The following is a 26,352-nucleotide window of genomic DNA, read 5'->3' on the forward strand; positions in this document are numbered from 1 at the left end:
TCTTTCTATCGCACAAAGTTTTACTTTTGGGTGATCACGGTACGCAGATGGGATAATTGTGCGGAAATTGCCCGGGTGACGGAATTATAATAAATCCCGTTTTCAGCCACATTGACCATTTCCTTATCGATATCCACATTATTGCCGTCGTTTCGATAGGTCGTTCCTTGATCTTGCACAACCCCACTGGAATTAAATCCAGTTTTTTGGAGATGACGCTCTGATGTTACTTTAAGGGGGAGCTCCCCTCCGGTCTGACCCATAGCTTCACCAAGGAGCAGGTCAAAATCCACATCAGAACGTTTAAAATCCGGGGTATCCACATTGGCAACATTATTCGCCAGGACTTTATACCTCAGACTGGATGCATCAAGACTTTTTTCCAGAATATTAATAACCGGTGTATTCAACCAATCCGACATCTAATTTACCTCCTTAAGGAGTTAGCCATGCTCCACATTTGGTCCCCGTTGGTAATCATACGGGCATTGAGCTGATAGGCCCTCTGCACCTGGATCATCTCCGTCATGGCTGAAGCAAGGTTCACATTGGATTGTTCCAAAGATTGGGTCTTGAGCTTACCCAAGGTCCGTTCTTCCACCTGACTGCCCGGCGTGCCAACCAATTCGTCCCCGGTCACTCCGGCCGCGTCGGGAGCAAAATAGAGATTATCTCCGTCCCTGACTAACCCTTCCGGGTTAGCAAAGGTAATTATATTGATCTGCCCCAAAGTCTGGCGGCTTCCGTCAATAGTGGCACTAAGAATTCCTTCCGTGCTGATCTGAACATCTTCAGCCCCTTCCGGAACGGCAAAGGCTGTGGGTAAAATATCTCCATTCCAATCCAAGGGACGGCCCAATTCATCCATATCAATTGGTCCTACCGGGTACCCTTCTCCCTCCGGATCATTGACCACAACCCGGCCCAAAACTCTTTCCTCGTCATCGATAAATCCCGTGATATTGCCTGTCTCATCCACATACAAATCCATGGCATCGGCTGGAATCTTTACTTCCAGAATATAACCGTCGGAATTAACCAACTTGCCTTGACTGTCCAACTCAAAGTTTCCCACCCGGGTATAGCGGCTCTCCCCATTGGCTGTCCGCACAGGGAAGAAGCCTTCCCCGTCAATAGCCAGATCAAAGGGGTTCTCTGTCTCCCGAATGATTCCCTGCCGATAATCCGTGTCTATGGTCGGATAAATCACACCGGCTCCCACATCGATCCGCTCTCCCACAGGCTGTCCATTAAATTCACGTTCAGCCGGCCGCATTTCCGCAGCCAAAGCTTCGGCAAAATTCACCCGCTGAGCCTTATATCCCGGTGTATTGACATTGGACATATTATTGCCCAGTACATCCAAAGCTGTCTGCTGAGCCCGGACCCCAGTAGCTGCTGTATTCAGAATGCGCAAATCCTGTGCCTCCTCTCAGAAAAGAAATGCCGAAAAGGACTTTGGCATAAGGTTTTACCCTTATACCCAAGCCCTTAGCCTATTATCCGCGTTTAAGGTCGATCAGCTCCTGAAGCAGGGAGTCCGATACGGTGATTACCCGTGAATTAGCCTGGAATCCCCGCTGGGTAACGATCATATCCGTAAACTCCTGAGAGAGATCCACATTGGACATCTCTACGGAATTGGGAATGATATTTCCCCGTCCCGCTGTTCCAGCAGCACCGATGTCTGCTATACCGGAGTTGTTGGTTGCCGCATAAAAATTGTTACCAACATTCTGCAAGCCTGCATCATTGGCAAAGTTAGCAATGGCCAGCTGACCGATGCGACGGGACGCAGATCCTTTGCCATTGCTGTATATCCCGCTAATAATACCGTTGCCATCGATAGTGACTTCATCTAATTTTGCCCGGAGTCTCCCATCTACACCCTCAATCTCAACACCGGCAGATGGCGGAGCCGCATTCAAGGTTATTGTTCCCGTTTTTGGATCAAAGGAGCCATCGGTTATGTCCTCTAGATCAGCACCGACTAAGTCCGGATTCTCATAGACATAAACGCTTCCCTTTTGCACAAAATCCCCCGCCGGAATCGTAAGCTTATCGTAGTCAATATCGGTAATCTCAATGGCAGGAGGGTCCCCACTAGCTTCATCCGCCGGATCCTTAGTAAAGGTTATTTTACCCGTCGTTGAGTCAAGCGTTCCACCATCGGGAACTGTCGCTGAAGCACCGATTAATGCCGGATTGACATACTCATAGTTGCTCCCGTTCTGCACAAAATCTCCGAGATTAATCTTAATTATTCCCCCCTCAGGTTCAGGCGGGTATGAGCCTATATTGAACCGTAAGGGTGTCAGCGGTGCGCTTCCCCATTCGAGAATCTCCCTGTCATTAGCTCCCCACATTTGCCCCAGAACGAAAGCCCCTGTCCCCGGATCAGTGAGGTAGCCATTTTGATCCTGAGAGAAGGCGCCGGCCCGGCCGTAAACGATCTGTCCTGCATTCCTAAAGACAAAGAAACCTCTTCCATTAATCATGGCATCCGTACTTTTGCCTGTGTTCTGTGAGCTTCCAGTAGTCATGATCTGGTCGATGGAGCTCACCATGGAACCCAGGCCGACCTGTGCGGGGTTGGTTCCCCCTTGATTCGCTGAGGGCGATCCGGCCCCTTTCATAGTTTGGCTCAGCATGGTGGAGAAGGTGACACGGCTGCGCTTAAAGCCTGTGGTGTTGACATTGGCGATGTTATTGCCCACAACGTCCATTTTTATCTGGTGGTTTTTTAAACCTGAGATAGCTGAATACAAAGAACGTAGCATCGGGATATTCCCCCATTTCCTTTATTTAAACTTTTTCGTTCCACTGATATCCTCGTTAATCCTCGGGAATATCATCCTTAGGAATGTCATCCTCAGACGTATCATCTTCAGGTACAGGATCGGGGTCGGGGTCCGGCTCCTTAGGGTCGGCGACATAGGTGATGTCACTCATATCTACAGCAGCCTTACTTCCGTCCTCCAGGACCAATACCAACTGGGGATTGCCATTCAGCCATTGAACAGATTCGACGATCCCATTCACAAAGCCACTGCCATCGATATTCGCTCCTTCTACATGCTTGCCGATCAGAGCAGCTCCCTGACTGAGCAGAGAATTCTGGAATAGGGCCCCAAAGGCACCGACCAGGTTTTCCATGCTTTTAGACATGTTATTCATTTGCTCCAGGGAACTGAACTGAGCCATCTGGGTAATCATATCCTTGTTATCCATGGGTGAAAGCGGATCCTGATTGGTCAGTTCAGCAACCAACAGCTTCAGAAAATCATCCTTACCCAGAACCTCTTTTGTAGCGTCAGAGACTGCGCTGCTTTGTTTGGATTCTGAGGTGGAAGAGTATTTACTATAATTTGTATCAACTGTATTACCCATAGTTTCCTCCTAAGCCTTGATATTAATCCGACTAGCGCCTGGGATCACTTCATCATTGCTCAGTATTCTCTCAAGCTCTTCACTATTAAGCGACTCTAGAACATCATCGCCACTCTCCTGGGAGTGGCCTGAGCCTTCCCGGCCCTGATGTTCCTGTGCACCTTCTTTTTGCTCTCCTAAGCCCATCTCCATCTGTCCGCATTGGATGCCCAACTGAGTCAGACTGTCTCTCAGTTCAGACAGATTCTGTTGGAGGAGCTGTCCTGTTCCCCCATCCGAAGCCACGATGCGCAGATGAACTTGTCCCTCATCCCAATTCATGGCGATATTAATTGCTCCTAAATGGGCGGGGTGTAGTTGAATGGTCAATTCGCGAAGTTGGGGGCGGGCCAGATAAGCCTTGTCAAAGATGTCCCGGGCTACTTGGGTCCATATGGGCTGATCACCTTTATCGGCAACTTTCCCTTGGACTTGAGCGATATCTTTGGCTTGATGGGTTAGATTGCCTGCTGCAACATCCGGTAAAATAGATTTGTTCCCCTTATTTGTTTCTATAGGCTGTTCATCATCCTGAAGTCCTTTGGCAACTGTCCCTTTCGCAGAAACCAAGCCGCTTTCTGCCAGCTTTTCTTCCAATGCGCTATGGGGTGATGCGGTGCTTTTGGCTGCTTCTTGTTTTAAGAGCATATTATCCTCGGAATTCTCCTGATTCAAGCTGAGAATCTCCGGGTTCTTAGCCGTTCTTCCTTCAGGCCCATTACCAACTCCAGGCTTAACCTGATTCTCATCTAATCCAGTCTCATCTGATCCTGTTCCATCGGGATCAGATTTCGACTTACCTAATAAGGCTGCCAGCAATGTCCCCTGATTAACCTGGACAAACGTATTTGCTGCTGTTTTTGCTGTGTCTGTCAGGGTCATGTCAGTTGGCACTGTATTCATTGGTGCAGCATCTGTCTTGGCCTGAGTCGCCATTACACTGGGCTCTTGTCCTTCGCCATCCATGGTGATAAATAAACCACTGTTATAGCGCTGGGCAGCAAGTTCTGATTTCTGCTGGGCTAAAGGATTAGCCTCAGCTTGATTCTGGGGCTTAAGCTTCATTTCCCCTGACATTTCTTTAAGTAAATTGGATATCACGTTCTTATATAAATCCAACTCCGACTGGGGGAAAATCTTCCCCTGAGGCTGTTCTGTCATCCCTGACAGCTGTACATCCTCTAATATGCCTGAAGAGTAGTTGGCTGGGAGGGCTTGATTTCGTAGTGCATCGAGCTGGGTCATGAGAGTCTTCAGTTGCTCAGAATTGACTCCCTGTTCCCCTTCTCCTTGCAAGCCTTGTACGAAAACCTCTTGGAAACCTTCGTTTCCTTGAAGTATCCCCATAAGTCCTTGTAACCCATCCAAACCCAATAAGGCGTGACGTCCGGAATTGGCATCCTTGCCTGCCGGTTCCTGACTCTGGTTGCCAGAGTCCTGTCCCTGTCCACCGACTTGGTTCAGCCAACCGCCAAAGATTGCTGCAAACATCATCGCAGCTGAATCTGCACCTGACTGTGAACCACTTGTAAAGGGAGATCCATCTTCAGTGCTTGTGATGGCTCCCCGAGTGGATAGGGCATTAATTCCTGTCATGGCATCACCTCCACCAATACTGAATCTATATAGCTTATCGGCAAAAACCTGGTAAAACTTTAATTTTTTTTGCATCAATAAGCATCATATAAAAAACGGTACCTGTCCCCATTTTTCACCCATTAGAATAAATTCTTCTTTTGGCGGCTGAGGCGGCCTCTTAGGCGCAGGATGGCTTGGGAATGAAGCTGGGAGATTCTTGATTCCGAAAGTTTCATAATCACAGCGATTTCTTTCAGGGTAAGGTCTTCCTGATAATATAAGGCCACGACCAGTTTTTCCTTCTCAGGAAGCTTTTCGATAGCGTCGGCCAGGATCTTTTTTTGCTCATCCAGTTCAACTTCCTGAAAAGCTTCCTGTGCTATGGGGTCCGTCAATTGTGTCCTGGGGGTATAGGCTTCCCCTTCCTCACCTACAGCCACTTCATCAAGGGAGGTCAAAGTCAGCATTTGCCCTTGATGCAGGGCAGCTTCCAAGTCCCGCGGCTCCATCTCCAGCAAAACCGCTACCTCTTCATTGCTGGCAGGACGGCCATGCCGTGCCTCCACTTCGGCAAAGGCATCCTGGATGCGCTTGATTTTCTGCCGTGCCGAATGAGGTACCCAATCCATCGTCCGCAAACCATCGATAATCGCTCCCCGGATTCTCAGCGTAGCATAAGTTTCAAATTTCACTCCCCGAACAGGGTCAAAACGCTCTAAGGCATCCAACAATCCAAACACACCGTAGCCGATCAAATCGTCTTCATCCACATGTTGAGGTAAGGAAATAAGCAACCGACCGGAGATACGCTTGACTAACGGCAAATACTTTTCAATTTGCTCGACTCTCCATGAACCTCGATTGGCTGCTTCATAAGGATTCGACATCTTGTTGGCCCCCCCTTCCTTACAATCCTAGTCACCCCAACCCATTCTTCTCACTATTTCCGCTTGTTTCTCAACACTGGGTTCCCCTTCGGCAAACTCCTGATTCAATTGCCCTGCCCTGCTAGCTGGAATTTGTCCTTCTTCTGGCTTTTCGCCACCGAAATTCAAGTTATCTTCCTGCCCCACGGCAATGTCTAAAAGGTTACCCGGCTCAATCAGCTCCATTTCTATGCCGGTCTTTTCAAAAATGGTGATACTGGCCATGCATATACCATAGATAAGGGTAAAACCGATAATGGCACTAAGGACAATGAAAATAAAGTTTTCCCCACTATAAAAGCTAATTAATGCTAAGACAGCTGAAACGACAAGTGCAAAATACCATGCCCAAAGCCGTAATTTATCCATCATCTATTAAATCACCTTTTCGCCATGGTTAATGGTTCGAACCTTAAGATCACCTGTGCCCACATCAAAATGGATGGTTCGCCCAAAACTTCCCCCGACGTCGGAGACGAGGAGGGGAATCCCCAGACGCTTTAACTCCACAATCACTTGTTCAGCATTGCGATCCCCTATCTTTAACACCGGCGGTTTTCCCGGAAAGGAAAACATTTGAGCGCCTCCGGCCATTTTGGCGCGCAGGCGGGATTTGGAGGCACCTAAACGAAGGATTTCCGTCACCAGAAGATCCATCGCTGTATCGGCATATTTAGCGGGGTTTCCGCCAGGGGCACTCCCCGCCGTCGGCAGCATAATATGAGCCATACCCCCGACCTTCTGAATCGGGTCATGAACACATATACCAATACAAGAGCCTAATCCTGCCGTCATTAAAATATTAGGCGCTTTTGTCGTTTTCAAATCAGCCATACCAACACTAATTACATTGCTCATAGTCCCAAAGCTCCCAGCAGTTTTATCAATGATCCCTCATCAGGTAAGAATACGAACTTTCCTTCAATTTGCGGTATCCCGGTAAGCTGAGTATTAATAAAGAGAACTGTATCCTCAAGTATGCCATCTTCCAGGAGAATCGCATCAAAAATTGCCCCCACCATATCCACGGCTAAAGCAGGCACAGAAGGTTGCAGAGGGATTCCTGAAAACTCAGTTAAAGCGATGAGGAATGAACTCACCATGATATTGCCCACTTCTTTAAGGGCCGATTGAGCCATCTCATTATCAAAGAGGTTAAAGGATTCATTGGAGCCAAATAAGGCTTGTACCAGTATTTCCGCACTTTCCAGGGGAAAAAAGAACACCGCTTTACCCGAAGCATCCCCTTCGACTTTAACATAGATAACGGCCTGGGGAACCTCCAGATGACCGATTACCATAGGAGCCTTCTCAAATTCTATTGCTTTAACCTCAGGAATGGACATTTCAATGCGGCGGCTGAGCATAGTGGATAATGCTGTCGCGGCATGTCCTGAGCCAATATTTCCGATCTCTCGCAACGCATCCAATTGCATTTGATTAATTTCCATGCTTAGATCAATCCTTTCTTACGCAAGTCTCTTTGAATATCAAAAACACATCGGATGATGCGATCGCGATCACGTTCAGAAATTTGATAGAAATCTACGGACACGGAAAAGTACTTGGTGTCTTCAATAGGCTCTACCCGACATACCCGGCCCGGAGTTCCGATGATACCGCAGGGTAATTCAAGATTGGCATAGAGGATGGAGCCTTTGTCCAACTTGACCTTGGCCTGAAAACGCATTCCGCCGCCGCTCAGATCCAGCATATTCCCCTTCAGCAGGTCCCCTAATCCTTCCCTCTCCACCACTTGATAGGTTATCGGGAAGGAGGCGGAAACCCGCACATAGTTCCTCCTTTGGACCCTTCTAATACTATCCGGCATCTTCAGGACAAACATCGGTATGGGTGTTGCGACACGCTGAAGAACCGATGACATAAAAGAGTAGGAAGCCACGTCATCCCAAAAAGTAACCTCCACAAGAGTACCCTCCTGCAGGGGAATGATCATCCCTTGGTAATGGGGTGCATATACAGATAGTCGTGTTTTGCCGATCTCATCGACATGTGTCTTGTAATTTCCTTCATAGTCCCCTTCCGGAACATGCAACTCAACAGCTAATCCGGAAACTAATTTATCAAGATATTGCACTGCCCTCACCCCCTAAGCCGAATTAAAAAAGAAAAACTATTGAAAAGTTAAAAGGCTCGCAAAAGATTTTTTAAAAAGCCACGAATTCCCCCTGCTTGTCTCGGCGGACTAAGATAAAGTCCGGACACCGAACCGGCAATCCATTGGATACATTGATAAGCTGAACTTTGCGGATAGGATACTCCGACGGGTTCTTGTTTCATAATGGCTCTGCCCACGGATATATCCTCATAGACCCACCCCAATAAATTGACGGGAGCATTCAGGAACCGCTTCGCAGCGCTCTCCAGGCGTTCATAGGTGTCTTTGGCATCCGCTTCCCTTTGCACCCGATTCACCACCACATTGACCGTAACGCCATCCTTAACCTTTTGTAAAGCCTTGAGCAGGCCGTAAGCATCGGTTAAGGCGGTTGGCTCCGGGGTGGTAACCAGGATGATATCATCTGCCGCCCTTAAGAAATTGAGCACCGTATGCCCTAAACCTGCACCTGTATCAATGATAATAATATCTGCCAGGGACTCTAAGCGTCCCAGATTTCTGACGACCTCTTCCAGCCGCTCCCTCTCGATGTTGGCTAAATCCTGGACTCCTGATCCTCCCGGTAATATCCCTATCCCTTTCGGGCCATAGATCAGGATTTCTTCGATATCTTTTTCACCATTGAGAAGGTGCTCAAAAGTATAACGGGGTGTAACGCCGCAGGCTATATCCAGATTCGCAAGTCCCAGATCGCCATCCAGAAGAATGACCCGATAGCCCAAATCAATCAATGCCAAGCCCAAATTCACACTGAAATTGGTCTTGCCCACGCCGCCCTTCCCGCTGGTCACAGCAAATACACGCAGTTCTTGTTGAGAATCAGAATTGGCAGTAAGGTCAGGTTTATGTCGGGAGGCGATACGCCTTAATACTTTTGCCTGGTCATTCACGCCGATCCCCCTCCCCCAGAATATAACGAGTCAAACGCTCTGGGGTTGCTACTTCTATATCATCCGGAACATTTTGCCCATTGGTAATATATGCAACAGGCAGGTCGGTTCTTTCCAAAAGATTAAGAATAGTGCCCCCGCCCATTGTTTCATCCAGTTTGGTAAAAATCAGATGGGTCGTCAAAGGCTCGAAGCGCTCATAGATCCTGGCCAGATCCGCGGCCTGAGTGGCGGCACTCATAACGAGCATGGTCAGCTCCGGCTGAGCCTTCTCCAGAAAAGCCTTCAATTCAGACATATGAAGATCATGGTGAGGACTGCGTCCCGCCGTATCAATAAAAATAAGCTCCTTGTCCTCATGGCGCTGAATGGCCTCCCGAAGACCGGAGGGAGTCATGACCACATCCACAGGCACGCCAATAATCTCCCCAAAGGTTTTCAACTGCTCCACGGCAGCGACTCGGTAGGTGTCTGCAGTGATTAAAGCAACCCGCCGTTTATCCACGATGCTGAAGCCTGCCGCTAATTTACCAATGGTGGTGGTTTTTCCCACCCCTGTGGGTCCGACTAAAGCCACTATCCTAGGTTTGCGGACCCCTGGCTGAATAGCCGCTGTATTGCTGCAGATCCGGCGTATGGTTTCCTTTAGGCAGGCCCTGACCCGATGATCCTCTCCCCAGTCCTCTTCACGGACATTTTGCTGAACTGAGCGAAGTATTCTCTTGATCAGCTTGGGATTTATGCCCCGCTCTTTGAGCAGATCGGCCCATTTTTGCAAAGGCACAGGCCATACGCTTTGCTCTCCATCCAAACCTTCAATTTGGCGGTTCATACTTTCCAGCAATTTGCGCATGGATTGCAGTTCTGCCTCTAAAGCATTGAGTTCCGCCCCCTTCGGAGTGGTTACCTCAACCCGGGGAGTCTTTTCCAGCGCAAGGGGCTCCGCTCCCTTTCCTGGAGCATAAGCGGGGCGCTCCATAGGCAAAGGGCTTTCCTTCCGAACCCCATAAGGGTTCCCTGGGTATAACGATTTGACAGGAGCTTGTTCTTTGCTCACAGGTTCTTCTTCAATAGCCGCCATCACTTCCACTTTATGTTTGCCAAAAAGCCCCAATACTCCGCCTTCCTTAAATTGCCGTGTCTGAAGGATGACGGCATCGGCACCCAATTCCTTCTTCACTTTGCCCATGGTCTCGGCCACTGTATCGCCAACAAAACGCTTAACTCGCATTTCCAGTCGTCACCATCCCTACTGCCTGAACTTGCACACCATGCACAAGTTCGTTATAAGATAGAACCATAAGCTGGGGCAACTGACGCTCAGTTACCCGTTTTAGATTAATCCTTACTACCGGAGCGCAGACCAGGACAGGATTATACCCTTTGAGGACCATTTTCTCCATCTCCCGGGCTAAGGATTGCATAAGTTCCTGCAATACACGGGGATCCAGAGTCATATAGCTTCCAAAATCCGAAGGTTGGATGCTGTCCAGAATCAGCTGCTCCAGCTTCGGCTCCAAGGTAAGCACCGGCAATTGTTTGTCCATGCCCAGAAGAGGTTGAACGATCTGCCGGGCTAAAGACTGACGAACATATTCCGTTAGGCGGTCCAAATCCTTTGTGGTTGAAGCATAATCGGCTAATGTTTCCAAAATGGTCACCATATCCCGGATGGAAACCCGTTCTCTCAGCAAATTCGCAAGGACTTTTTGCAGATGCCCCAAATCTAAATGCTCCATGGCATCATCCACTGCCGCCGGTGCCTGCTCCCGAGCATGATCCAGAAGAGTCTTCACATCCTGACGGCTTAAGATTTCCCAGGCATTGCTCTTAATCACTTCTGTCAAATGGGTCGCTAAGACGGTGGGCGCATCCACCACAGTCCCGCCGTTCATCTCGACTTCTTCTCTGTAAACTGCATTAATCCACTTGGCATCCAGTCCAAAAGCAGGCTCTTTGGTGGGTATGCCCGGAATATTATCGTCCCCCAGGCCGCTGCTCATGGCCAGATAGTGGTCGGCCAGGATTTCTCCACCGGCCACCTCGGCACCGCGAATTTTAATCGAATACTGATTGGGCTGCAAATTCATATTATCCCTGACGCGAATCACCGGCACGATAAAGCCCAGTTCACTGGCCACCTGCCGCCGGATTAAGACGATACGGTCCAGGAGATCGCCCCCCTGCTGAACATCGACTAAAGCGATCAGAGCATACCCCAACTCCAATTCCATATTATCCACATTTAAAAGATTAAGGACATTCTCCGGTTTTTTACTTTCTTCAAGGGCTGTTTCCCGCGCCGCCGCGCTCTCTTCCACCACTGCTTTCTGACTGCCTTTATCCATAACTCTGCCCAGCGCCACAAGGACAATAGCAACGATCAACAAAGGCAAAAGAGGGAGTCCGAACATGGCCAGGACCATGGCTACCCCTGCGGTTATGTAAAGAGCCTTCGGCGTGTGGAAAAGCTGTCTGGAGAGGTCCTCACCCAGGTTGGTTTCCGAGGCGGCCCGGGTGACCACCAGACCTGTAGCCGTAGACATCAAAAGGGCTGGAATTTGTGTCACAAGTCCATCCCCAATGGTCAATAGAGTATAAGTATGCAAGGCTTCCATGATGTCCATACCCCGCATAACGACTCCGGTAACAAATCCCCCAATAATGTTAATAAAGAGGATGATAATAGCGGCGATGGCGTCCCCTTTGACGAATTTGCTGGCTCCGTCCATGGCCCCATAAAAATCGGCCTCTGCTTGAATCTTTTGCCGGCGATCCCGGGCCTGGGTTTCAGTGATCATTCCGGCATTCAGGTCGGCATCAATGCTCATTTGTTTTCCCGGCATAGCATCCAAGGTGAAGCGGGCCCCTACTTCAGATACCCGTTCCGAACCCTTGGTAATGACGATAAAATTTACGACAACCAGGATGGCAAAGATGATAAAGCCGACTACCGCACTGCCTTTAACGACAAACTCTCCAAACTGCTGAATGACTTCACCCGCATGACCTTCTCCGAGAATTAAACGGGTCGTCGTCACGTTAAGGGAGAGGCGAAACAAAGTTAAAATCAGAATCAGGGAGGGAAGCACTGAAAAATCCAAAGGGTCTTTGGTAAAGACTGAGATCATCAGCGTCAGTACGGCCGCAGAAATGCTTATGGTCAATAAAATATCCAACATCAGGGGAGGAATCGGTACAACCATCATGACAACAATAGACACGATGAAAATAGCTGCGAGCACGTCAATATTACTATACCAACGGCGGTTGACGTTTGTGGCCATGAGTGGATTCCTCCTTTCTTACCCGGTAAATTTCTTGCGCTTAAGCCGGTACACAAAGGCGAGAACCTCTGCCACGGCTTTATAGAGATCCGCAGGCACGGCTTGTCCGATTTCCGCTTGAGCGAAAAGGGCCCGGGCCAGCGGTTTATTTTCCATGGTTATGATGCCATAATCTTTGGCAAGTTGCTTAATCCGTTGGGCAATTTCATCGGCACCTTTAGCCACCACCACCGGGGCCGAATTTTCCTTGGGATCATAGCGCAGGGCTACAGCATAGTGGGTGGGATTGGTCACCACCACATCGGCAGTCTTTAAATCCTGCATCATGCGGCGCATGGACATAGCCCTTTGTTTTCTTTTAATTTCCCCTTTAAGCTGAGGATTCCCTTCCGTTTGCTTATATTCCTGCTTCAACTCTTCGTGGGACATCTTAAGATTTTTCTCATAATCCCACCACTGATAGAGAAAATCGATGGCCGCAATGACGAAGAAGGACAGAGCAATCTTCCAGCCCAATTCGACGATTAAGCCGCCGATAAACATCGCCCCCTGGCCAACCGTGAGACGGGCCATGACCGGAAAGATTTCGAAATTATCCCGGATGGTGGCGTAGAGAAAATAGCCGATAAAGGTGACCTTGAGCAGGGATTTGATCAGCTCTACCCAGGCTTTCATGCCAAACATCCGTTTAGCACCGCTAATCATACTAATCCGGCTCAGTTGGGGTTTTAAAGGCTCCAATGTAAACAGGGAGCGTACCTGAAGGTAATTTGCACCGGTAGCGATGACAGCCCCCACCACAAACAAGGGAGCGACAATTTGAACGCCCAGCCAGAGAAGATCCACCATCAGACTGGCAACGGAGCGGGCCGTCCATTCTGCAGATAGCCCATAGACATAAGGAAAGATCTGGCTAACCTTTTCCAGCATGGTAGGCACATAGAATTTTAACAACCCAATAAAACTGACCAGCATAAGTGCGGAAACCATTTCCGTACTCTTAAAAACCTGGCCTTTCTTACGTGCTTCCTGCCTGCGCCTGGGCGTGGCCTGAAACGTTTTTTCACTCATGTTCCCTGCCACCCTTTATACAGCTCTAAAAGCCAGGTCATGGCCCGCTCAAAAAGCATGTTGACTGTTTCGCCAAAAAAGCCGATTCCCAAAAAAAGAATGGTAAAACCGAAGATGATCTTCACGGGAAAGATAACCGTAAAAATATTCATCTGGGGCACGGTGCGCATCAAGAGCCCCACGCCGATATCCGTCAGAACCAACGCACCGATGACGGGGAGGGCCAATTGTACGGATAAGGTGAAGATTTCCCGAATGAGAAAGATATAATAATTAAGTCCTTGGGGGAGAGCCCCCGGATTGATCGGGACATAAGTATAGCTCTTGACCATAGCCGCAATAAGATAATGGTGAGAGTTGGTAGCCAGGAGGAGCATAATGGCCAAAATCATTTGAAAATTACCCATCATCGCACTTTGCACACCAAAAATCGGATCGATGGCTCCGCTCATATTAAAGCCCATCTGCATGTCAATTAATTGACCTGCCCCTTCTAATACGGCAGTGATGGCATAAATGACAAAGCCGATCACAAGGCCAACCACAATTTCTTTGATTAGTAGTGCTGCATAGGGCAGTGTTTCGCTGGGAATCTGGGGTCCGGCGGCCATGATGAGCGGATAGAGGATGATCGAAATGCTTACCGCTAAGCCTAGTTTGACCATGGCGGGAACCCCGCGGGCTCCAAACACCGGAGCCAGCATAATCATGCCTGCCCAACGTGAGAGAATAAGGAGGAACAGCGTGAGATTCCATTGCAAAAATTCTGCTAAGCCCATGTCTCTCCTCCGCGATGATTAGTATTTACCAAAAATAGCCAGATCGTTAAAAAGATTGGTCGTAAAACCTGTAATCACATTAAGCATCCACGGACCCAATAAAAGCATAACAAGTGCAATGGCCAGGATTTTGGGAATAAAGGTCAGGGTCTGCTCTTGAATCTGGGTCATGGCCTGAAAAAATACTGACCAGCAAACCCACAAGCAAGCTCACACCCAATACAGGACCTCCGATCATCAAGGCTGTCATCAAGGCTTCTTTGGCCAGATAAAGTACGTCACTTTGATTCATTCATACACATCCTTAGGTTAGTAGAAGCTCGTGACAAGTGACTGGACGACAAGGTGCCAACCGTCCACCAAGACAAACAGAAGAATCTTAAAGGGCAAGGAAACCATCATGGGGGGAAGCATCATCATACCCATGGACATCAGCACAGAAGCCACCAACATATCGATCACCATAAAGGGGATAAAGATGGCAAAGCCCATCTGAAAGGCTGTCTTCAGCTCACTGATCACAAAGGCAGGAATGAGAACATAAGTGGGAATATCGCCGTAAGTTTGCGGTTGCTCCATTCTGGCCAGACCGACAAACAGGGTAAGATCTTTTTCCCGGGTCTGCTCGAACATAAATTGCCTTAAAGGGGCTTCCGCTTGCTGCAGAGCCTCGGCCTGGGTTATTTGATTTTGCATATAAGGCTGAAGGGCCTGAGTATTGATCTCATTCCAAGTGGGCGCCATGACGAAAAAGGTTAAGAATAAAGAAAGACCGATAAGTACCTGATTGGGCGGCAGCTGCTGTGTACCAAGGGCATTGCGCACAAAGGAGAGGACGATAATCGTCCGTGTAAAAGAGGTCATCAGCACAAGAATAGCCGGGGCGATAGAGATTACGGTCAATAAAAGCAGGATTTGCAGGGTTGAACTGGTTTGCTCAGCCGTTGTCGTCCCGAAATCAAGGGTTAATCCTGCGGCCAAAACTGAATCTGTATTGACCAGTATTCCTCCCCAAATCAAAAAGAACAGCAGCAAAGCTTTTATATTTCGCTTCTTTGCTGAACCCAATGCCTTCACGGTGGCTGTCATTGGTCCACCTCCTCAAGCAAACGTTCAAGCTCATCGGCAAAGGGCTCTTTCCCCCGGCGTCGTTTACCGCCAAAGGTGCGCTGGGCAATTCCGGATAGAATGCCCTCTACACGCTCAGCGGGCCGGTGGGCCAGCTCATCCAGGATCTCGGCCGCCAGTTCAGGGTCATTGATCTCATCGATCTTCGTCAAATGATGATCCGTTCCCCCCAGGATCTGGAGCTTTCCGGCAATTTCCACTAAATAGAGAGATTGGCTGGCACTAAGCATTTGCCGATCCAGAACTCTCGCCCAAGGCGCCTGCATGCCCCGGAAAGAAGCCTGGTTCATCTTGCGGATGACCCATAAAGCAACTATCAGAATAAGGAGAAAGACGAGAATCGTCCCGATGATCCCCCCCCAGTAGGAGGGATCGGATACACTTCTACTAACTTCACCCGTCATCTGAGGTTGAAAGGGCGTCTTTTCATCTATACTCACTTGGATATTTGGCATTTTACTTCAGCGCCTTTTTTACAGCCTCAACCACCCGATCTGCTTGGAAGGGTTTTACAATAAAGTCCTTGGCACCGGATTGAATGGCATCGATAACCATCGCTTGCTGGCCCATGGCACTACACATAATGATCTTGGCTTGAGGGTCCTTCTTGCGAATTTCACGAACGGCCTGCAGTCCATCCATTTCAGGCATGGTAATGTCCATGATCACTAAATCCGGGGTCAATTCAACAAATTTGTCCACGGCCACAGCCCCATTTTCTGCCTCACCAACCACTGTGAAGCCGTTCTTGGTTAAGATATCCTTGACCATCATCCGCATAAACGCAGCATCATCAACAATTAAAACATTAGCACCCACAATTTTTCCTCCTCGTATAATTGATTTAGTTCCTGCCCCACGAGTCCCAAAAACTAATGGAACGTGGGGTATTTAAATGACCATAGAAAACTGGAAATTCAGTAGATATGGTCAACCGCAACAAGATGCACACAGGATAACGCATACCCCATGCAGCCGTCGTGCCTGTGGGCAGTGTGGACAAGTCAACCCCAAGGCATACTTCAAATTCGACTTGTCCAAAGCCTGTTGGGAAAGCTCTTTTAGGACAGACCCCAAAGGGCTTTTCCACAGGCTGGCACTGTCCACAGGCTCAGGATGAGGAATACCTGAGATTCCTCAGATCGTTCTTTGACAACAAAAAAGTATTTAAGTTTGTTGGGATTTCAAGCAAAATGGTACCGTGAGGTTCGTTCTGGCAAAGCCTTTTCCTCCTTGAGGCTCTGACCTCTTTTTAAGTCTGACTGCCAGCCCACAATTTGAACTTTTAACTCGAAGGTTGCACAGCTTAAAGGGAACTCCTCCGATAGTAGCAGATCGGTTGGATCCAAGGTCTTTTTAGGACAAGTGCTGATTCGGCGAGGTTGTTGACCTGTTGTGGTGCCTGGTCCCAACGTTAATCTTACAAATTGTTTGGCTCAGAAAGTGAGGTGATTTTAATTGAGTTTATTTGTCGGTATTGATGTGAGTTCCAGTGATTTTAAAGTGCGAATCTTAGATGAGCGTGGTAATGAACCGGTTAAAAGGCTACGGGCTTTGAATGATCAGCCTGGTTGTGAGCAAGTTGCCCGATATCTCTTTGACGCCTGTGCTCAAGTGAATGTGGACCGGCTGGTTATTGGTTTAGAGGCCACTTCCGTATACAGTTGGCCGTTACAAATGTTCTTAGCGGAAGACCATTCTTTAGCCCCTTTGCAGCCCCAAATTTATTCCTTTAACCCCAAGGTCGTTGCTAATTTCAAGAAGGCTTATGTGGACCTTCCGAAAAACGATTGGATTGATGCCTGGGTCATTGCCGAACGTCTACGCTTCGGTCGGCTCCCAGAGGGCTCTCAGGTCGATTTCCGCTACTTACCCTTACAGCGCCTCACTCGCTTTCGGTGTCATTTGATTGAGATGATTTCCAGAGAGAAGAATTATTTTCTCACGAACTTGTTCTTGAAGTTTAGCACGCTTGCCCAAGGTGCGGTTTTTAGTAACACTTTCGGCGCTACTTCTGAATCCTTGACACTTGAGTTTTTTTCTCCAGAAGAGGTTGCGGCTCGACCGCTTGATGAACTGATTGATTTCCTCATGGAGAAAGGAAAACGTCATTTCGAGGATCCGGAAACCAAAGCCAGAGAGTTGAAGGAAGCTGCCCGCAAGGCCCATCGACTGCGTGGAAGCCTATTGCAACCCATTAACCTTATCCTGGCCACGAGCATTGAAACCATCCACACCTTGGAGAAGCAGGTAAAGAAAATCGATAAGGCAATCGAAGCAGAAATCAGGCATTTCCCGAATACGCTCATTACCATTCCCGGTATTGGCCCTGTGCTTTCAGCTGGTATTATTGCTGAGATCGGAGACATCCGTCGTTTTCCGAATGAAGGAGCCTTAGCAAAGTTTATTGGGTTAACCTGGCGTACCCACCAGTCAGGTGATTTTACAGCCGATGACACACCCTTAACCCGAACTGGCAACACCTACTTGCGCAGTTATATCATCCAGGCTGCTAACTTAGTACGCCAAAAGGAACCAGAGTACAAGGTCTTCTACCAACGTAAATTTTCGGAAAGTAAGACTCATCATCATCGCCGTGCTCTCGTGCTTACTGCACGCAAACTCGTCCGTATGGTTGATGCTCTGCTACGCAGCAACCAAATCTATAGGCCACATGGCAATAGGGGGAATGCAAACCAAGCATGAATTGCGCTAACCGATACTCCATTTTTGTAACTTTTTCCCACGATAGTTTGGGAATGAGATGGTTTCTTGTTGCCTTTTTTGCCCACTGATTATTAGCTAACTGAAAATTTGACTCGCTTAGAGTCTTGACATATTACCGAAGGACTTATTAAAAACGGGATAAATCTTAAATCTTTACTGGGGTTTTATTGAAACCCCATGGCCTTTGTCATGCGTTCACCGGGCTGTACAATATCGGTAATGCGTATCCCAAAGGTTTCATTGATGACAACGACTTCACATTTGGCGATAAGTTTACCGTTAACAATCATATCCACCGGTTCTCCAGCCAGGCGATCCAGCTCAATGACTGAGCCGGGTCCCAACTCAAGGATTTCCTTAATGGTTTTCTTGGCTTTGCCTAACTCCACGCTGACCTGCAAAGGAACATCCAAGATAAGTTCGAGGTTCTCCTGCCCATGAAGGGGATCACCAGGCTTTAAGGGAACGAATTGGGCCGGTTGTACCGGTGTAGGCGGAACCCCATAGCCTGGAGTATAATAACCGCCTTGATTGTGCCCATAAGCAGGCCCGCCATACCCTTGCTGCTGCTGAGGAGGATATTCCGGCTGAGCCTGAGGCATAAAGTGACCGGGGGCCGGTGCCGCTGGCTGCCCATAGCCGCTGACGGGTGCCTGAGGCTGTTCCATCTGGAGGGAAGGAGCCGGAGTAGGGGTAGGGGCGGGTTTGGGCTCCGGTTTCGAACCGCTTCCTCCCATGGTCCCCAGAAGCTTGCCAACCATTCCTTTCGCTACATGAATGGGAATCACTTGAACTAAAATGCTGTCAATGACATCCTCCACCACCATCCGGAAAGAAATCCGCACCAGTTCTTCGTGGGATTGAAGCACGTTGGTAATAATGTCGTCATCCTGGGGAGACATATCATTCAAGACGAGCTGGGGTGGTGTAATATCCACGACAGAATTAAACATGGTGGACATGGAGGTAGCCGCTGAACCCATCATCTGGTTCATGGCTTCCGAGATGCCGCTGATGCTGAGCTCTGAAAGCTCTGTCGGGGGGTTCTCCCCTGTTCCTCCCATCATGAGATCCACGATAACCGCTCCATCCCGTTGGGAAAGGATGAGAAGATTAGACCCTTCAATTCCCGCTTTATACCGGACATCGACGATCACCGAAGGAATGGGATAATCCTTGCGGATTTGCTCTGCACTGGCCATATCCACTTTAGGGGTGGTAATTTCGACTTTCTTTCCTAAGAGCTGGGACAGGGTTGTGGCTGCTGTTCCCATGGAGATATTGGCAATTTCTCCTATAGCATCCCTTTCCATATCACTGAACTCTACCGCCGGTTCCTTTTGCGCTGGGGGATCCGTTTGCTGATTCCCTCCCAGCAGGGCATCGATTTCTTCCTGGGAAAGCATCCCGTTACCCATCCTGATCCCTTCCTTCCTCAACGATTTCTGTTATTTGAACAGCGAGATGTTCCCCATGCAGACCAGGAATTCCTTTAAACTTTCTAAAATTCCCAACATAAACAGGGAGCGCTTCTTTAACGTTTTGCATCAGCGGGATCACATCCCCTGGTGCCAATTCCAAAAGGTCACGAACTAAAATCTCCGAATGTCCCAGCAAGGTGGTCATATCCACTTTTGCCCATTCGATCTTCCTGCGAATGGCGTTAACCTGTTCCTTGGAGGTCACTTTGGCCTGAGTCGAAAAGAGGAACAAGGTACTGAGTTTGTCTAAGACAGGCTCCAGCACCAGATAAGGCAGGCACATATTGACCATTCCCACCATTTCTCCCACCTGAACCTCCAAAGTGACGAGGATGATCATTTCATTGGGGGCCACAATTTGAGTAAACTGAGGGTTGGTTTCCAGAACTATGTACTCCGGCTCATTGGAAATAACCTCAGACCAGGCTTCCCCAATCAGATTAATCATCTGTTGCGCCCGGTGGGAAATAATCGTTCGCTCAATCTCCGTCAGATCCCGATTCTTCTCCGAACCTTGTCCCTGCCCCCCCAGCAACCGGTCAATGATCGCAAAAGCCAAGGCCGGACTCATCTCCATCAGCAGTGTTCCCTCCAGGGGATTCAAAGTATATAAACTGAGGATCGTCGGATTGGGCAAGGAACGGATGAACTCATCATAGGTTATTTGCTCAATGGAGCTCACTTTAGTCTCGATAACCGAATGAAGATGCCCCGACAAGTAGGTGGTCAAGGACCGGCAATAATTCTCATAAATATTCTGGAGGGAGTGAATCTGATCTTTGGAAAATTTGTTCGGTCGTCTAAAATCGTAAACTCGGACTTTCTTCTGTACTTTCGTGGTTTTAATTTCCTCAGCATCGACTTGACCATCAGAAAGTGCGTTTAGCAGGGCATCAATTTCGTCTTGTGACAATACCTCTCCCATAAGATCCCCCCTCTCAAACATTCTTGTTTACGTATTATAGTAATGCAGGTATGTCAAAAACAACAGCATTTTTCACAGTTAAGCAGTATTTTCCAGTTGGAATGCTTACTGATAAACAAAGGATAAGAAGAAAATTCCCTGAACCTGGTTGCCTGTGACTTCATTAAGTTGGCTAATCAGTTCGTTTTTCAGATCTTCACGGACCTCGGGTTGCATATCCTTTAAGGTCTTGCTGGAAAGAACGGTATTAATCCGATCCTTAATAAAGGCATCCTTAGCTGTAAGCACAGCTTCTGATTTTTCGTTCATTCCTTCAAGAGCTATTGAGGTCTTAAGAAAAGCTCCGCCCTGAAGATTGACAGTAAATTCTCCAACAGATATAACGGGGCCCTCTTCCTTCTTGATCACGGCCTGTCCTGTAGGGCTGGGGCTGTCTGAGAAGAATAGCTTTTGGGCACCCAAGGTGCCGACGACACCAATGGTCGATCCTAAAAATCCGGCAAGAAAAATTGCAATAATTAACTTTCGGTCCATTGCTCTGACATCTCCCCTTCTTCTCGAAATAACGGATGACAATGTCTTTTATATTCCGTCACTCTGCGAATGAGTTCTTCCGTCGTTTCTTTGACAACGTATTTATTTCCTCCCGTTAAGGTGATGACCGTATCCGGGGTTGCTTCCATGCTTTCGATCAGGTCCGAATTAAGAACCAGTTTTTTACCATTGATGCGGGTGACTTCGATCATAAGCTACTCCTCCGTCCAAACATTATTTGGCCTGCTTCATCCAGGACAGCTTGTTCACGCCGCTGTTCTTTAAGATTGAATACCGCCCTTTGTTTCTCCTTCAACTTCTTCAACTTCTCAGTATCCTGGTGGGCTTCAAGAAGCCTTTGCCGCTGCTGTGTGACCACTTTTTCCTGTTGGGATACTTCCTCCGCTATATAACGCAGAAGCTCGATCTGCTTTTGGGTAAAGCTTTGCCATAGACCCAGATCCTGAGGTGAGGTTCGACAAGCCTCCTCTTGACCCAGCAAGGCAAATTGCCACACTCTCTCTTGATCCTGACAGGCCTTTTGGAGAGAAAAATGCTTTTGGATCTCCTGAGCAAGAAGCCGCTGCTGCTCTTCAAGGCTGCGTTCGGCCAGCCTTAAGGCTGCCTCGAGGCGGAATCTGAATTTGGCCAATCGAATCGCCTCCTTATCTTACCTAAGGGCCTGCTGAAGCTGCCGGAGCATTTGGTCGAAGGAAACTTTCTCTTCCACATCCTGGCGAAGGAAACCATTGATTCCTTCAATATGCCGGATGGCGGCATCGATGCGGGGATTGCTGCCTGTTACATAAGCTCCGATGTCGATTAAATCCTTGGCATCATGGTAGACTGCCAGATGTTCCCGAAGTTTTCCGGCCAGCTCCTTGTGTTCCGGGGCAATGATGTCATTCATAACCCGGCTCACGGATTGAAGGGTGTCAATGGCGGGATAGTGGTTCTGCATGGCCAGTTCCCGGGTCAAGACAATATGTCCGTCCAGGATGCCCCGGACTGTGTCGGCGATGGGTTCATTATGATCGTCCCCATCCACAAGGACGGTGTAAATACCCGTAATGCTTCCGATCTCGCTCATCCCGGAGCGTTCAAGAAGTTTGGGCAGCATCGCAAATACTGAAGGCGGATAGCCGCGGGTTGCCGGAGGTTCGCCGGCGGTCAAGCCCACTTCCCGTTGAGCCATGGCAAAACGGGTCACGGAATCCATCATTAAGAGCACATCCTGTCCCTGGTCCCGGAAGTATTCGGCAATGGCCGTGGCTGTGAAAGCAGCCTTAAGGCGAACCAAGGCGGGTTGGTCGGAGGTCGCCACCACCAGTACGGAGCGCTCTAAGCCTTCTTCGCCCAGATCCTTCTCGATGAAGTCCCGCAGTTCTCTTCCCCGTTCCCCCACTAAAGCGATCACATTCACACCGGCTGTGGTATTTCTGGCCATCATGCCCAGCAAAGTGCTTTTACCCACTCCGGAACCGGCGAAGATGCCAATTCTCTGTCCTCTGCCAATGGTCAGTATCCCATCCACTGTGCGCACTCCCACACTGAGGGGGTCCCTGATCCTTGGCCTTAGAAAAGCACTGGGGGGAGCATTTTGCAATGGGTAATCCCTCTGGGTAACCATAGGACGTCCATCCAAAGGTCTGCCCAGCCCGTCGAGAATTCTGCCCAGAAGGGCCTGACCGACTCCGACTTCCAGTTTATGCTGCTGAGGGACCACCCGATCCCCCGGAGCGATTCCTTCCAATTCCGCTAAAGGCATCAGTAAGGTAGTGGAGTTGCGAAAGCCCACCACCTCAGCCGGAATCTCCTTCCCTTGCTGAGTATGGATCCGGCAATATTCCCCTACGCTGACCCGGGGTCCATCGGATTCAATCATCAGTCCGACGATTTTGGCCACCCGGCCATGGGAGACGATTAAATCCAAATCACTCATTTTATGAAGCATATTATTCCAATCGGTCATGCCTTAGCTCCTCTCTCAGGAGTTGTTCACAGCGTTCCAGCTGTACCTCTACGCGAGCATCAAAAATACCTTCGGTGCATTCGAGGAAACAATCTCCAGAGGTTAAGGTTTGATCTTCCAGGAAGGGGATATTAATCTCATCCGAACATTGAGAAAGCCATCGATAATCTGCAGTGGATACATGAAGCTTCCAGCCTTCCCGTTCTTCAGGGAGCAGGGACAAAGCGCGAATACGTTGCAGCAACTGCTCAGGATGTTCCAATATACGGACACGAAGAATTCTCTCAGCAACCTTCAAAGCCAATCGGAGCAATGTCTCGTCCACTTTACTCCATTCCTCATGGGCAGCCCTTTGAGCTAAAGCCAGGATATCCCGGGCTTCTGCTTTCATACGTTCAGCTTCCCGTTCTCCCTGAGCTGTGCCTTCCTGAAGCCCTTGGGCCAAGCCTCGGGCATACCCTTCCTCATAAGCCTGGTGAGAGACCTCTTCGCGAAGCCTAAGGGCGGCTTCTTCCCCCTGCACCCGTGCTTTTTCCAAAATCTCCGCAGCTTCTTCCCGAGCCTTTTCAAGCTCTGTCTGCGCCTGAGTACGGATGGCTTCGGCCTCGGCCATGATTTCCTTTGCTTTCTCATCCTCTGCTTCATCGGCTGTGACAGTTAAAGGCTCCCACTTTTCCTCACCCTCAAGCCGGGGAAATTCATCTTCTTGAGACAGGCTTCCACTCCGCTCATGGACTACAGAAAGATGCTTGCCCAAGAGTTGAAATTCTTCCGTCCGACATTCCACAATACAGGGCACGCTGACCTCTACTGCATTGCTTTTAACCACTCTCGTCCTAGTATATAATCTCATCACTGCCACCTCTTGAAATGACGATTGCACCTGTTTCTTCCAGGCGGCGAATTACTTTGACGATACGCTGCTGCGCTTCCTCCACATCCCTCAAACGGACCGGGCCCATAAATTCCATATCCTCCCGCAGGTTTTGGGATGCCCGTGATGACATATTGGCCATAATCTTTTGCCCCACTTCCGGATTAGAGCCCTTAAGGGCCAGGGCCAGATCTTTCATATCCACTTCACGCAGCACCAGCTGAATTCCCCGGTCATCAAGCATAACGATGTCTTCAAAGACAAACATCTGACGTTTAACCTGCTCGGCCAGTTCAGGGTCATCCACTTCCAGAGAATCCATGACCACCTTTAAGGTGCCCGGGTCGCTGCGGTTCAGAATATCCACGACACTTTGAATTCCACCGGATGTTGTATAATCCGTAGGAGCGAGACTGGATATCTTACGCTCAAGTATCTTCTCGATCTCTTTAAGAACTTCAGGACTTGTTCTGCCCATTAAAGCAATCCGTTTGGTCACATCGGCCTGTCTTTCCTGGGGTAAGCTGGATAAGAGAATGGCCGCTTTATCCGGTGGCAAATGGGTCATGATCAAGGCGATGGTTTGGGGATGTTCTCCTTGAATAAAAGATAATAACTGCTTAGGGTCTGTGCGCCGCACCAGATCAAAGGGGCGCATCTTCAAGGAAGAAGAAAGGCGGGTAATGATCTCAAAGGCCCGCTGTTCACCCAGGGCTCTCTCCAAAACCTCCCGGGCATAATCTATACCGCCCTGGGCGATATAATCATTGGCTACACACATCTGGTAAAACTCATCGACGACCTTATCCCGCTGTTCCGCTGAAATCTTACGCACATTGGCCATCTCCAGCGTCAACTGTTCAATTTCATTCTCAGCTAAATGCTGTACCACCTTGGCTGATTTATCCGGCCCTAAGGCAATCATCAGGATGGCTGTTTTCTGAATCCCAGTAAGCTGCTGGCTCATCTTACTTTTCCTCCGCTAACCAAGTTTTAACAAGACGTGCCACTTCATCAGGATTGTTCTGCACATAGATATCCACAGATTCCTTGATCTTCTGGCGCTGGATTTCTTCAGCAGATTTCTGCTTTTGTTGGGCAAGTTTAAGCTCAGCTTCCCTTTCAGCTTCCTGCTGAGCAAGCAGAAGCTCTTCCGTCGCTGCCAGGGGAACAGGCTGAAGTGCTTGACCAAGCTCCAGGGACTCTGCATCTTGCTTGCGTTTGGAGCGCATACGGAAAAGAACGAATAAGAATACTAAGGCTAAAAGTGCTCCCACACCCCATTCGATATAGGTGCGCAGCCGTTCCTTGCGAGCCGCTTCAGCCAAGGCCTGCTCTTGTTCCAGAGCGCCTGTCTTATCAAAAGGCAAAGCAGCCACTTGAATCTCATCCCCGCGTTCGCGATCAATTCCGGCAGCGGAAGCGACGATGGCTTCGATCTTTTCTATCTGATCGTCTATCTGATCGGCACTGATGCTGTCGGCATCCAGGAGCACGGAAACAGAGAGTCGGGCAATATCGCCTGGACTCTTAATCCGTTGTTCCTGGGTCGTATCCACTTGATGATTGAGCGTGTCCGAAGTTTTTTCAGAAGATGAAGTAATCCAGGTCCCGTCCGGCGCCAAATAGCCCGGCACATTGGTGTCGACTCCCGGAGCGGTTCCCCCAGGTGAGGTGTTGGTCGTATTTTCTGTGGTATGGGATTCACTGAGCACTGAGCCGGGACCATGGGTTACGGTGTCAGTCGTCACTTGATCAAAATTCAAGGTGGCATTCGTCCTGACGATAGTTTTCCCTGCTCCAAATGCTTTGTCCAGCATGCTTTGCACAGATTTACGGGTATTTTCTTCGGTGAGCTGCTTAAGCTGAATTTGGGTAGCGGTCATTTTTCCCGGCTGATTGTCTTCGTTCAGAACATCGGAAAGAGTATTGCCATTGGAGTCCAGGATAGTCACATCTTCAAGTTTCAGTCCTTTTACCGAGGCGGCCAATAAATTGGCGATCCCCCGGATCTGATCTTCCGTAATGGAGCTGCCTTCTTTAAGAGTCAGAGTTACTGCAGCCGTTGTGGCTTCCTGCTGCTCGATAAACAAGGTCTCTTCAGGTATGTTCAAATGGACCCGGGCGTCTTTGACATTGCTTAAGGTCTTCAGGGTGGCCTCCAGCTCAGTTTGTAAACCGAGGTTGTAACGCAGCCGCCGGTCAGATTCCGTCTCCCCAACGCGCGTCTTATTTAGGCTCTCACTCCAGCTGAATTCGCTCCCTTTAGGCAGACCTGAGTTGGCCAGTTTCAAGCGAACCCCTGCTGCCTCTTTCTCAGGAACTAAAATGGCCGAACCATTACTTCCCAATTTATATTTAACTTTTAATTCATCTAATTCCGAAGTAATCTCTCCGGCTTGAATGTCCGTCAATTCTGTAAAAATGGCTACATAACTGGGGTTGCTTGCCCAGTAAAGCAATGAGATCAGCGCAATTGCTACAGCCAGAGGAGCGGCAACGGTAATGATCTTCTGTGGGCGGGAGAGTTTGCCCCAAAATCCAAGAATTGATTGTTTAATTTCAGCCCACGAAAAATTCAATATCGCTCCTCCTTTCCTCAAACATTAAT

28 protein-coding genes and 1 pseudogene are annotated in these 26,352 nt (G+C 48.9%); 1 reads left to right on the top strand and 28 read right to left on the bottom strand.

What is annotated here, in order from left to right; translation table 11 throughout:
- Positions 1-20: 20 nt before the first annotated feature.
- The 19 genes and pseudogenes from flgB to DHAF_RS20650 form a co-directional block, all read right to left on the bottom strand.
- Positions 21-422, bottom strand: a complete 402-nt coding sequence (flgB, locus tag DHAF_RS20560) for a flagellar basal body rod protein FlgB (RefSeq protein ID WP_015945038.1) — start codon at positions 420-422, stop codon at positions 21-23.
- A gap of 5 nt (positions 423-427) precedes the next feature.
- Positions 428-1,417 (bottom strand): flagellar hook-basal body protein, encoded by a 990-nt coding sequence (locus tag DHAF_RS20565; protein ID WP_015945039.1) that lies wholly within the window; start codon positions 1,415-1,417, stop codon positions 428-430.
- A gap of 82 nt (positions 1,418-1,499) precedes the next feature.
- Positions 1,500-2,780, bottom strand: coding sequence for a flagellar hook protein FlgE (locus DHAF_RS20570; RefSeq protein ID WP_015945040.1), 1,281 nt, complete (start codon positions 2,778-2,780; stop codon positions 1,500-1,502).
- 55 nt (positions 2,781-2,835) lie between these two features.
- Positions 2,836-3,390 carry a flagellar hook capping FlgD N-terminal domain-containing protein gene (locus DHAF_RS20575; RefSeq protein ID WP_015945041.1) on the bottom strand — a complete coding sequence of 185 codons (555 nt, stop codon included), beginning with the start codon at positions 3,388-3,390 and terminating at the stop codon, positions 2,836-2,838.
- 9 nt (positions 3,391-3,399) lie between these two features.
- The gene (locus DHAF_RS20580) at positions 3,400-5,025 is read right to left on the bottom strand and encodes a flagellar hook-length control protein FliK (protein WP_015945042.1); all 1,626 of its coding nucleotides are present in this window, start codon (positions 5,023-5,025) and stop codon (positions 3,400-3,402) included.
- Positions 5,026-5,147: 122 nt separating this feature from the next.
- Entirely contained in the window at positions 5,148-5,894 is a 747-nt protein-coding gene (locus DHAF_RS20585; protein ID WP_015945043.1) for a FliA/WhiG family RNA polymerase sigma factor, read from the bottom strand.
- A 27-nt stretch (positions 5,895-5,921) separates the two neighbouring features.
- Positions 5,922-6,305: a hypothetical protein gene (locus DHAF_RS20590; protein ID WP_015945044.1), complete on the bottom strand. Its 384-nt coding sequence runs from the start codon at positions 6,303-6,305 to the stop codon at positions 5,922-5,924.
- Positions 6,306-6,308: 3 nt separating this feature from the next.
- Positions 6,309-6,791 (bottom strand): chemotaxis protein CheD, encoded by a 483-nt coding sequence (locus DHAF_RS20595; protein WP_005816201.1) that lies wholly within the window; start codon positions 6,789-6,791, stop codon positions 6,309-6,311.
- Positions 6,788-7,384, bottom strand: a complete 597-nt coding sequence (locus DHAF_RS20600) for a chemotaxis protein CheC (RefSeq protein WP_011460745.1) — start codon at positions 7,382-7,384, stop codon at positions 6,788-6,790. The genes DHAF_RS20595 and DHAF_RS20600 overlap by 4 nt, the downstream gene beginning before the upstream one ends.
- A gap of 2 nt (positions 7,385-7,386) precedes the next feature.
- Positions 7,387-8,031 carry a flagellar brake protein gene (locus DHAF_RS20605; protein WP_015945045.1) on the bottom strand — a complete coding sequence of 215 codons (645 nt, stop codon included), beginning with the start codon at positions 8,029-8,031 and terminating at the stop codon, positions 7,387-7,389.
- Positions 8,032-8,078: 47 nt separating this feature from the next.
- Positions 8,079-8,963 carry a MinD/ParA family protein gene (locus DHAF_RS20610; protein ID WP_015945046.1) on the bottom strand — a complete coding sequence of 295 codons (885 nt, stop codon included), beginning with the start codon at positions 8,961-8,963 and terminating at the stop codon, positions 8,079-8,081.
- Complete coding sequence (flhF, locus tag DHAF_RS20615) at positions 8,956-10,194, bottom strand: flagellar biosynthesis GTPase FlhF (protein ID WP_015945047.1); 1,239 nt, start codon at positions 10,192-10,194, stop codon at positions 8,956-8,958. Before flhF ends, DHAF_RS20610 begins: the two co-directional genes overlap by 8 nt.
- Positions 10,184-12,250: a flagellar biosynthesis protein FlhA gene (gene flhA, locus DHAF_RS20620; RefSeq protein WP_015945048.1), complete on the bottom strand. Its 2,067-nt coding sequence runs from the start codon at positions 12,248-12,250 to the stop codon at positions 10,184-10,186. Before flhA ends, flhF begins: the two co-directional genes overlap by 11 nt.
- Before the next feature lie 18 nt (positions 12,251-12,268).
- On the bottom strand, positions 12,269-13,321 hold the full coding sequence (gene flhB, locus DHAF_RS20625) for a flagellar biosynthesis protein FlhB (protein WP_015945049.1): 1,053 nt from the start codon (positions 13,319-13,321) through the stop codon (positions 12,269-12,271).
- Positions 13,318-14,100: a flagellar biosynthetic protein FliR gene (fliR, locus tag DHAF_RS20630; protein ID WP_005816212.1), complete on the bottom strand. Its 783-nt coding sequence runs from the start codon at positions 14,098-14,100 to the stop codon at positions 13,318-13,320. Before fliR ends, flhB begins: the two co-directional genes overlap by 4 nt.
- 18 nt (positions 14,101-14,118) lie before the next feature.
- A pseudogene (gene fliQ / locus DHAF_RS20635) lies at positions 14,119-14,392 on the bottom strand (flagellar biosynthesis protein FliQ).
- Between the two features lie 17 nt (positions 14,393-14,409).
- Entirely contained in the window at positions 14,410-15,189 is a 780-nt protein-coding gene (gene fliP / locus DHAF_RS20640) for a flagellar type III secretion system pore protein FliP (protein ID WP_015945050.1), read from the bottom strand.
- Positions 15,186-15,683 (bottom strand): flagellar biosynthetic protein FliO, encoded by a 498-nt coding sequence (gene fliO, locus DHAF_RS20645; protein ID WP_015945051.1) that lies wholly within the window; start codon positions 15,681-15,683, stop codon positions 15,186-15,188. Before fliO ends, fliP begins: the two co-directional genes overlap by 4 nt.
- Position 15,684: 1 nt before the next feature.
- Positions 15,685-16,047: a response regulator gene (locus tag DHAF_RS20650; protein ID WP_005816218.1), complete on the bottom strand. Its 363-nt coding sequence runs from the start codon at positions 16,045-16,047 to the stop codon at positions 15,685-15,687.
- 639 nt (positions 16,048-16,686) lie between these two features.
- Between DHAF_RS20650 and DHAF_RS20655 the strand changes: the two genes are divergently transcribed.
- A complete protein-coding gene (locus DHAF_RS20655) occupies positions 16,687-17,934 on the top strand; it encodes an IS110-like element ISDha12 family transposase (protein WP_005808714.1) in 1,248 nt (415 codons plus the stop codon).
- Positions 17,935-18,119: 185 nt separating this feature from the next.
- On the opposite strand, the gene fliY is transcribed toward DHAF_RS20655, so the two are convergent.
- The 9 genes from fliY to fliF form a co-directional block, all read right to left on the bottom strand.
- Positions 18,120-19,373 (bottom strand): flagellar motor switch phosphatase FliY, encoded by a 1,254-nt coding sequence (fliY, locus tag DHAF_RS20660; RefSeq protein WP_015945052.1) that lies wholly within the window; start codon positions 19,371-19,373, stop codon positions 18,120-18,122.
- Complete coding sequence (gene fliM, locus DHAF_RS20665; protein WP_015945053.1) at positions 19,366-20,361, bottom strand: flagellar motor switch protein FliM; 996 nt, start codon at positions 20,359-20,361, stop codon at positions 19,366-19,368. The genes fliY and fliM overlap by 8 nt, the downstream gene beginning before the upstream one ends.
- Positions 20,362-20,466: 105 nt before the next feature.
- Positions 20,467-20,895, bottom strand: a complete 429-nt coding sequence (locus DHAF_RS20670; protein WP_015945054.1) for a flagellar basal body-associated FliL family protein — start codon at positions 20,893-20,895, stop codon at positions 20,467-20,469.
- A complete protein-coding gene (locus tag DHAF_RS20675) occupies positions 20,880-21,107 on the bottom strand; it encodes a flagellar FlbD family protein (RefSeq protein WP_005816224.1) in 228 nt (75 codons plus the stop codon). The genes DHAF_RS20670 and DHAF_RS20675 overlap by 16 nt, the downstream gene beginning before the upstream one ends.
- On the bottom strand, positions 21,104-21,547 hold the full coding sequence (locus DHAF_RS20680) for a flagellar FliJ family protein (RefSeq protein WP_015945055.1): 444 nt from the start codon (positions 21,545-21,547) through the stop codon (positions 21,104-21,106). The genes DHAF_RS20675 and DHAF_RS20680 overlap by 4 nt, the downstream gene beginning before the upstream one ends.
- Before the next feature lie 18 nt (positions 21,548-21,565).
- The gene (fliI, locus tag DHAF_RS20685) at positions 21,566-22,867 is read right to left on the bottom strand and encodes a flagellar protein export ATPase FliI (RefSeq protein WP_015945056.1); all 1,302 of its coding nucleotides are present in this window, start codon (positions 22,865-22,867) and stop codon (positions 21,566-21,568) included.
- The gene (locus DHAF_RS20690) at positions 22,851-23,720 is read right to left on the bottom strand and encodes a FliH/SctL family protein (protein ID WP_015945057.1); all 870 of its coding nucleotides are present in this window, start codon (positions 23,718-23,720) and stop codon (positions 22,851-22,853) included. Before DHAF_RS20690 ends, fliI begins: the two co-directional genes overlap by 17 nt.
- Positions 23,704-24,708, bottom strand: coding sequence for a flagellar motor switch protein FliG (gene fliG / locus DHAF_RS20695; protein ID WP_005816231.1), 1,005 nt, complete (start codon positions 24,706-24,708; stop codon positions 23,704-23,706). The genes DHAF_RS20690 and fliG overlap by 17 nt, the downstream gene beginning before the upstream one ends.
- A 1-nt stretch (position 24,709) precedes the next feature.
- A complete protein-coding gene (gene fliF / locus DHAF_RS20700) occupies positions 24,710-26,323 on the bottom strand; it encodes a flagellar basal-body MS-ring/collar protein FliF (protein WP_015945058.1) in 1,614 nt (537 codons plus the stop codon).
- Positions 26,324-26,352: the final 29 nt, after the last annotated feature.

It is taken from the genome of Desulfitobacterium hafniense DCB-2 (assembly GCF_000021925.1).
GTDB lineage: Bacteria > Bacillota > Desulfitobacteriia > Desulfitobacteriales > Desulfitobacteriaceae > Desulfitobacterium > Desulfitobacterium hafniense.

Coding starts and splice junctions, on each gene's coding strand:
- flgB (WP_015945038.1), bottom strand. CDS start 422: ATGTCGGATTGGTTGAATACACCGGTTATTAATATTCTGGAAAAAAGT.
- DHAF_RS20570 (WP_015945040.1), bottom strand. CDS start 2,780: ATGCTACGTTCTTTGTATTCAGCTATCTCAGGTTTAAAAAACCACCAG.
- DHAF_RS20575 (WP_015945041.1), bottom strand. CDS start 3,390: ATGGGTAATACAGTTGATACAAATTATAGTAAATACTCTTCCACCTCA.
- DHAF_RS20580 (WP_015945042.1), bottom strand. CDS start 5,025: ATGACAGGAATTAATGCCCTATCCACTCGGGGAGCCATCACAAGCACT.
- DHAF_RS20585 (WP_015945043.1), bottom strand. CDS start 5,894: ATGTCGAATCCTTATGAAGCAGCCAATCGAGGTTCATGGAGAGTCGAG.
- DHAF_RS20590 (WP_015945044.1), bottom strand. CDS start 6,305: ATGATGGATAAATTACGGCTTTGGGCATGGTATTTTGCACTTGTCGTT.
- DHAF_RS20595 (WP_005816201.1), bottom strand. CDS start 6,791: ATGAGCAATGTAATTAGTGTTGGTATGGCTGATTTGAAAACGACAAAA.
- DHAF_RS20600 (WP_011460745.1), bottom strand. CDS start 7,384: ATGGAAATTAATCAAATGCAATTGGATGCGTTGCGAGAGATCGGAAAT.
- flhF (WP_015945047.1), bottom strand. CDS start 10,194: ATGCGAGTTAAGCGTTTTGTTGGCGATACAGTGGCCGAGACCATGGGC.
- flhA (WP_015945048.1), bottom strand. CDS start 12,250: ATGGCCACAAACGTCAACCGCCGTTGGTATAGTAATATTGACGTGCTC.
- flhB (WP_015945049.1), bottom strand. CDS start 13,321: ATGAGTGAAAAAACGTTTCAGGCCACGCCCAGGCGCAGGCAGGAAGCA.
- fliR (WP_005816212.1), bottom strand. CDS start 14,100: ATGGGCTTAGCAGAATTTTTGCAATGGAATCTCACGCTGTTCCTCCTT.
- fliP (WP_015945050.1), bottom strand. CDS start 15,189: ATGACAGCCACCGTGAAGGCATTGGGTTCAGCAAAGAAGCGAAATATA.
- fliO (WP_015945051.1), bottom strand. CDS start 15,683: ATGCCAAATATCCAAGTGAGTATAGATGAAAAGACGCCCTTTCAACCT.
- fliY (WP_015945052.1), bottom strand. CDS start 19,373: ATGGGTAACGGGATGCTTTCCCAGGAAGAAATCGATGCCCTGCTGGGA.
- fliM (WP_015945053.1), bottom strand. CDS start 20,361: ATGGGAGAGGTATTGTCACAAGACGAAATTGATGCCCTGCTAAACGCA.
- DHAF_RS20670 (WP_015945054.1), bottom strand. CDS start 20,895: ATGGACCGAAAGTTAATTATTGCAATTTTTCTTGCCGGATTTTTAGGA.
- DHAF_RS20675 (WP_005816224.1), bottom strand. CDS start 21,107: ATGATCGAAGTCACCCGCATCAATGGTAAAAAACTGGTTCTTAATTCG.
- fliI (WP_015945056.1), bottom strand. CDS start 22,867: ATGACCGATTGGAATAATATGCTTCATAAAATGAGTGATTTGGATTTA.
- DHAF_RS20690 (WP_015945057.1), bottom strand. CDS start 23,720: ATGAGATTATATACTAGGACGAGAGTGGTTAAAAGCAATGCAGTAGAG.
- fliG (WP_005816231.1), bottom strand. CDS start 24,708: ATGAGCCAGCAGCTTACTGGGATTCAGAAAACAGCCATCCTGATGATT.